Genomic DNA, 6552 nt, shown 5'->3' on the forward strand with positions numbered 1-6552 from the left:
CGCAGTCACTACCATAGACATCAAATACATCTTTACTGATATCAACTCCAAAAGTTTCCTTATATTTATCCATAAGAACTGATTTTATGAAAGAGCATACTACCAGGATCACAACAACTTGAAAACGAGGTTTAGCCTCACAGAACTGAACGTGATTGAAGTAGTTAAAGAGAGGGGATTATCAATGTTGTCGAAGTCTAACGCTTCACCGTATATCATAACCTTAATCCTCTCTTTGTTCTTTCTGATTTATACTATAAAATTAATAAGAATCAAACTTAAGCCGTATATAACAAATAGCTACAACTTTTATAAATCGAAAATTTTGGTATATTTGGAAAGTCGCCAATTTTTTATTTTTGGCGTTTTAAAAGTAAAGTTAAAAACAAAATGCAAAAGTTTTGACTTGTTCTAAACCGAAAAAATTGTGCTTGCTTTTACGCTACTTTCCATATACAAACACGTTGCCAACAATATGAAAAAAACGCAGGTTCACTTATTTTTATTACTGTTTTCAATTATAAGTTGTCGGAATGTCGAACAAGAAAAACTGAAAACAGAAACATTCGTTGATAGTTCTATAATTGAACAAAAAAATGAACCTAAAGTAACTAATGAAACTACTCAAGCGATTTCAAGTCCTGAAATATCAGAGGTTGGAGAAGAACAAGAAGTTAAAGAAAATAAGAGTAAGTTAAAAATAAAATTCACCAAAATTGACTCAACTGAATTTTTGAAATACAATCAAAAATATTCTAATGAAATTACTGTTGATACAACAATAGTTAATGAAGCAGGAGGTTTTTTTACTCTCGATGTAGAAAACGCAGAAAAAAAATTTAGTTGTGATATTGATTATAACAATTGCAATTACTACAAAGGGTTTTTAAAACCATTGAATAAATATATTTTAACATATTGCGGAATAGGTTATTGTGGAACATATTTATTAGATAAAAATACAGGAACAAAAGATTACTTGGAAAGCCCTTTTGATTCTGAATGTAAAAATCCTTCTATATCAAAGAACAAAAACAAATTAATAGCATTTTCTTCTTCCGTTTTTGATAGAGAATCATTTATTGCTTTATACAAAATGAATATAGAAACTAAAAAAATAGATTTAAAAAAGTATGACTCTTTCTATACTTCAGATTGGCGAATTAAAGAAATTATTTGGATTGACAATAATGTAATCGCTTTGAAAGTCTTTGAGAAATATGGAGGAAAAACTGGAGGCGAATTAATTAATACGAGATATTTAAAAGGAAAAATTGAATAAAATACTGTTGGCAACACCGTGTATAATTAATTGCTAGGTTCTTCCCTACTTGCGAATATTCCTGCGGAATATTCACAGGTTCGTAAAAGTTTGCTAACTTAGTTGCATAACCACGCAACTAATCATACACAAACACGTTGCCCACAATATGAAAAAAACTTTGAGACACATTTTAACATTTGGATTTGTATTAATCGGAATTGCTGTTTATGGACAAGAATTTAATTTTGATATTCACAACACAACATTAAATGAATATCTTGAAATGGAGCGGAATTTAGGAAATGAACAAATTCCGAATATCCGAAACCACATTTCTGCTGAAAATGCACAACCGATAAAATTTAGGCGTAAACAAAAGATTATTTCCGATTTAGTTGGACATTATTATTTCAAGAAAAAAGACAGTACAATGTCTTATATACGTTATGAATGGGACGAAAGTCTATTGACTTTGAAAGCAAATACAAATGACAAAAAATCAAAGAAATATCAAAAGGCTCTTATTCGTAAATTCAATGAAATAGAAAAGATGATTGCGAATATTTATGGAGAACCTGTTTCGGAAGGCGATTTATCTGATTTAAGAATAGCCAATGACGATATAAAAGGCGGTTTGAAAAAAAATGTAAAATGGTTTCCAAACGACAGTACAGAAATCGAAATGTATGCTAATGTTTCCAATTATTATGAAAAGCGTGGTATGGTTACAACTTCACCAACTCATAGAATTCGACTTTACGTAAGAAATACAAAAAAAACAGAACAAATTACGCCTGAATTAAGTGAAATGCGAATTGATAGCTTAAATGGAATTTCAAAACAATATATTGCATCGTTAGAAGATGGGAATTTGGAGAAATCAAAAAGTTATTTATCAGAAATGATTATTGAACAAGTGACTGACGAACAGCTAAAGGCATTAATTTCTGGAATTGATTTTGACCGAGAACTTGAATTGGTATACAGCGGTATTCAAATGGCTATGAACGGTAAAGCTTTCGCAATGCTTCAATATAAATACAATGACGACCAAAACAGTCCACCAAAAGAAATGATTAAGGTAATTTTCGATGATAAAAACAAGATTGTTGGAATTCAACCAATGAAAATGCAAAACTGATGAAAAAATACTGTGGGCAACAACGTATATAGCTCATAGCTAATGAGTTGCTTAATCGAAGGTAAGGCATATTTGGAAAGTCGCCAAATTTTTTAAATTTGACGATTTCCAATAAAAAATAAATAATAAAATTTAAAAATATGGCTTGTGCTTAATCCGAAAATAATTTTCTAATTTGCACGCTACGAGCCATATACAAGACCGTTGCCCACAATTATGAAAAAAACACCTTTACTTATCATTTTACTTTTCGCTTCAATTTTGAGTTTTGCTCAAACCGAGAAAGCGAACGACAAAAATATTGCTGAAAAGTTTGAGAATTTTTTCAATTCCAGCGATTATAGCGGAATATTTGATTTGTTTTCTGACGATATGAAAAATGCACTTCCGAAAGAACAAGCAAAGAAATTTTTTGTTGGACTAAAAACGCAAGCTGGAAAAATAAATGCTCGTGAATTTACTAAATACGTCAGAGGTAGTTTTGCTTCCTACAAAACCACTTTCGATAACGAGATTTTTGCAGTCAATATATCAACAGATAATCAATTAAAAATAAACGGACTTTATATTGAGCCTTTTAAAGAAGATAATTTACCTAAAATAGAAAGGAACTCGACCAAATTAATTCTTCCATTCCAAGACAAATGGACAGTAACTTGGGGCGGAGATACGACGGAATTAAATTACCACGTTGAAAGTAAAGCTCAAAAAAACGCATTCGATTTCGTAATAACAGATGAAAATGGAAAGTCCTATAAAACTGATGGAAAAACCAATGAAGATTATTACGCATTTGGAAAAGAATTAATTGCACCTTGTGATGGCGAAATTGTTTTAGTTGTAGATGGAGTTGATGATAATGTTCCAGGAGAATTAAATCCAATTTATGTGCCTGGAAATACAGTAATACTAAAAACAGCCAATAACGAATATTTATTTTTTGCACACTTCAAACAAAATTCTATTAAAGTCAAAAAAGGTCAAAAAATTAAACAAGGAGAAACTTTAGGACTTTGCGGTAATTCTGGAAATTCGTCCGAACCACATTTACATTTTCATATTCAGAATGTAAAAGATATGAATGTAGCGACTGGTGTAAAATGTTATTTCAACCAAATAGTGGTTGACGGAAAAATGAAAAAGGATTACTCACCAATTAAAGGAGAGAAAATACAGAACGAAAAATAACTGTGGGCAACAACGTATATAACTCATAGCTAATCAGTTGATCTAACGAAGGTAAGGCATATTTGGAAAGTCGCCAAATTTTTAAATTTGACGATTTCCAATAAAAAAGATAAATAGTAAAATTTAAAAATCTGGCTTGTGCTTAATCCGAAAATAATTTTCTAATTTGCACGCTACGAGCCATATACAAAACAGTTATACCACATTAAGCTAAAAAAATGTCAAATCGGATTGACAATCCAAAATCGATAATGTGAAAGTTGAAATCGAAATAAAATAAAAAGTAAACCGAAAGATATTTTTTATATCTTACCTAACAGAAAATCGAGAGAGTATGTTCATTTAATAATATCTTAAATATATAATTATCAAAATTTTTAAAACTATTTTATTATCAAGCTTATTAGCTTTAGTTTTTGTGAGTTGTTCAAAAGATGAAGATTTTTCAGAAACACAACAATTAAATAATTTATCAGAAAATAATTTAAATCTATCTGTAGATAATAATGGATTAACAGATTCAACAGGTTCATCAAATTATACAAGTAGAGAAATTATAATTGGTTACCATTTTACTTGGGATGAATGGGGTAGAAAGAAATATGATTGTAGACGAGGGGGTCTTTGTAATTTCAGATTAGAAGCAATAACCATTGAAGTAGGTTTTAGATCTGCTCCAATACAAGGTGATGAAAATGGTAATTTATATGTAGAAATTCTTATAGATAATACAATGCCGAAAGAATATGACTATGAATATTTTCCAATTGATGAGGATATAAGTTTTTCTTTTGATGATGAAGAAACTTATACTATTAATTCAGGTTTATATGAAAAAATAGATAGTATAGGAAAAAGTGGAGGATATAGATTACCATTAATTAAAAGTTAAATTTTGAAAATTAAAAAGACTCATATTATTTATATGAGCCTATAATTATTTGTATGAAAAAAATTAAAATCATCGCCTTTCTTTTTTTTATTATAACATCCGTATCTTCCTGTTTCTATGGTTCATTCAAGGGGTTAACTAGTAATTATAATAATGAAAAAGAAAATTTGAAAATTGTTTTTTTAGATTCCATTAATGATAATCAAAATTCAAAATCTGAAATAATATATTCATTAAATGGTTTGTCTTTAAAAAATCAAATCTCAAAATATGACAAATCCCTTGTTTACATTTGGAGTACAAATTGTAGCAGTGAATTTTGTTTGCCTCTTTATTCCGTCCAATCGATATGTGATGAAAAAGGTATTGAACTGTTTGTCATATTAGAATATTATGACAAAAATGTAAAAGATCATTTCAATCAAACTAAGAATCCAATATTTAGTATTGATCACAAGTATTATGAAACAAATTTTGTGAGTAGTTACACTGAAAAATTTATGGATGATTTAATTGGTCATAAATTAAATGATTCAATTAGTTGGAAAAGATATTATTACTTTGAAAAAGATGAATTGAAAGATGTAAAAAGAACTATTGTTAGTAATTAACTTGGTATAACACCGTATATAACAAATAGCTACGTCTTTTCTAAATCAAAAATTTTGATATATTTGGAAGTTCGCCAATTTTTTATTTTGGCGTTTTAGTTAGAAGTTTAAAGATAAAAACTTAAAACAAAAAATTGGCTTGTGGCGCAACCGAAAAATTAGCGCTTTTTTACACCCTACTTGTCATATACACGCACGTTGTGCCACATTAGAGGAAAAACTTATGAGAATAATTACATTACTTCTATTTTCAATTCTTTTCAGCTGTTCTGATAATAATAAAACAAGTTGTAATTACATTACAGATTACTATCCGCAAACAGCAAAAGCTGAAATTGAGTTTTATTTAGGTAATTATGAAAAGGCTTTCGAATATTACGAAAAAGCATTTGAAATTTGTAATGCTATTAAAATTGGAACTCACCACGATACCGATAAATTTGCAAAAGTTTGCGCAGAATTAGGCAAAGATAATTTAGCATTAGATTATATAGAAAAAACCATAAGTAAAGGTGGAACTTTGAACAGTTTTCAAACAGATGAAGTTTTTGATAATCTTTTTAAAACTGTACGTGGAAAAAAAATAATCTCTGAATATAATGAGGAACGTGAAAAATTTATCAGTAGCCTAAATATGGATTTAAGGTCTGAACTTCAAAAAATGATTGAACTAGACCAAAAATTTAATAGTACTAAGTTTCAAGATAGTATGTTCAAAGTAAATGATAAAAGATTAGTTGAAATTTTTGAAACTTATGGTTATCCGAATGAGCAAATTGTAGGAAATTATGGAATTGACCAAATTTCGGCTGAACCAACTATTCTACTTTTACATTCAAACGATAGTATTCGAATAAATTATTTCATTCCAAAAACAAAAGAATTTGTAAAAAGCGGCAAATGCCAACCCAGTACATTAGGAACAATGTATGATAATTTAGAGTTATTTAATAAAAATCCAAAAACCCACGGAACTTATTAAAATAGAAATGGTGGCTATGCAAATATGATTTCTGATTTAACCAAAGTAAATTCAAATCGAAAGGAAATAGGTTTACCAAGTTTAGAAATGACAAAAAGAATTGACAGCTTAAAATTTCAGGAATAAATAAAATAACGTGGCACAACAAAGAACTGAGGTAAAAACCAACTCTTTTCTACATTAAATTTGAGACATACATTACCTGTGTCAAAATCTTTATAAACAGATTTTAACTCTACATTTATTCCTCTTTTTTGATCTACCCTTTTGCTAGAACTAATACATAGTTTTCATCGTAGGGCAATCCAGATTTAGCTATGGCAAAGGCTTGTTTTAAAAGCTTGTTAGCTACCGCTATCAAGGCCAGTTTTTTGCTTTTACCCTTCGCTACGATTCGTTCATAGATTTCCTTGCAAGCCTTATTGTGTTTGCAGGCATTAAACGCGCACAAAAACAACAGGTTCCGCAGCTTCT

Annotated in this window: 6 protein-coding genes and 1 pseudogene; 6 read left to right on the forward strand and 1 reads right to left on the reverse strand. The window is 29.3% G+C overall.

The window, feature by feature from the left end; translation table 11 throughout:
* Positions 1-475: 475 nt before the first annotated feature.
* From LX95_RS14140 to LX95_RS14165, 6 genes are all read left to right on the forward strand, one after another.
* Complete coding sequence (locus tag LX95_RS14140) at positions 476-1282, forward strand: hypothetical protein (protein WP_111542112.1); 807 nt, start codon at positions 476-478, stop codon at positions 1280-1282.
* 148 nt (positions 1283-1430) lie between these two features.
* Positions 1431-2405: a hypothetical protein gene (locus tag LX95_RS14145; protein ID WP_111542113.1), complete on the forward strand. Its 975-nt coding sequence runs from the start codon at positions 1431-1433 to the stop codon at positions 2403-2405.
* 216 nt (positions 2406-2621) lie between these two features.
* Positions 2622-3593, forward strand: a complete 972-nt coding sequence (locus LX95_RS14150) for a peptidoglycan DD-metalloendopeptidase family protein (protein ID WP_111542114.1) — start codon at positions 2622-2624, stop codon at positions 3591-3593.
* A gap of 418 nt (positions 3594-4011) precedes the next feature.
* Positions 4012-4485: a hypothetical protein gene (locus LX95_RS14155; RefSeq protein WP_111542115.1), complete on the forward strand. Its 474-nt coding sequence runs from the start codon at positions 4012-4014 to the stop codon at positions 4483-4485.
* 53 nt (positions 4486-4538) lie between these two features.
* On the forward strand, positions 4539-5096 hold the full coding sequence (locus LX95_RS14160) for a hypothetical protein (protein ID WP_111542116.1): 558 nt from the start codon (positions 4539-4541) through the stop codon (positions 5094-5096).
* A gap of 223 nt (positions 5097-5319) precedes the next feature.
* The gene (locus tag LX95_RS14165; RefSeq protein WP_111542117.1) at positions 5320-6078 is read left to right on the forward strand and encodes a tetratricopeptide repeat protein; all 759 of its coding nucleotides are present in this window, start codon (positions 5320-5322) and stop codon (positions 6076-6078) included.
* A 259-nt stretch (positions 6079-6337) separates the two neighbouring features.
* Here LX95_RS14165 and LX95_RS14695 read toward each other — a convergent pair.
* Positions 6338-6552, reverse strand: a pseudogene (locus tag LX95_RS14695) (IS110 family transposase); the annotation flags it as partial.

The organism is Mesonia algae (assembly GCF_003253545.1).
Taxonomy (GTDB): Bacteria; Bacteroidota; Bacteroidia; order Flavobacteriales; family Flavobacteriaceae; genus Mesonia; species Mesonia algae.

Excerpts from the sequence above, each read along its gene's own strand:
- LX95_RS14140 (WP_111542112.1), top strand. The coding sequence starts at position 476 with ATGAAAAAAACGCAGGTTCACTTATTTTTATTACTGTTTTCAATTATA.
- LX95_RS14165 (WP_111542117.1), top strand. The coding sequence starts at position 5,320 with ATGAGAATAATTACATTACTTCTATTTTCAATTCTTTTCAGCTGTTCT.
- LX95_RS14145 (WP_111542113.1), top strand. The coding sequence starts at position 1,431 with ATGAAAAAAACTTTGAGACACATTTTAACATTTGGATTTGTATTAATC.
- LX95_RS14150 (WP_111542114.1), top strand. The coding sequence starts at position 2,622 with ATGAAAAAAACACCTTTACTTATCATTTTACTTTTCGCTTCAATTTTG.
- LX95_RS14160 (WP_111542116.1), top strand. The coding sequence starts at position 4,539 with ATGAAAAAAATTAAAATCATCGCCTTTCTTTTTTTTATTATAACATCC.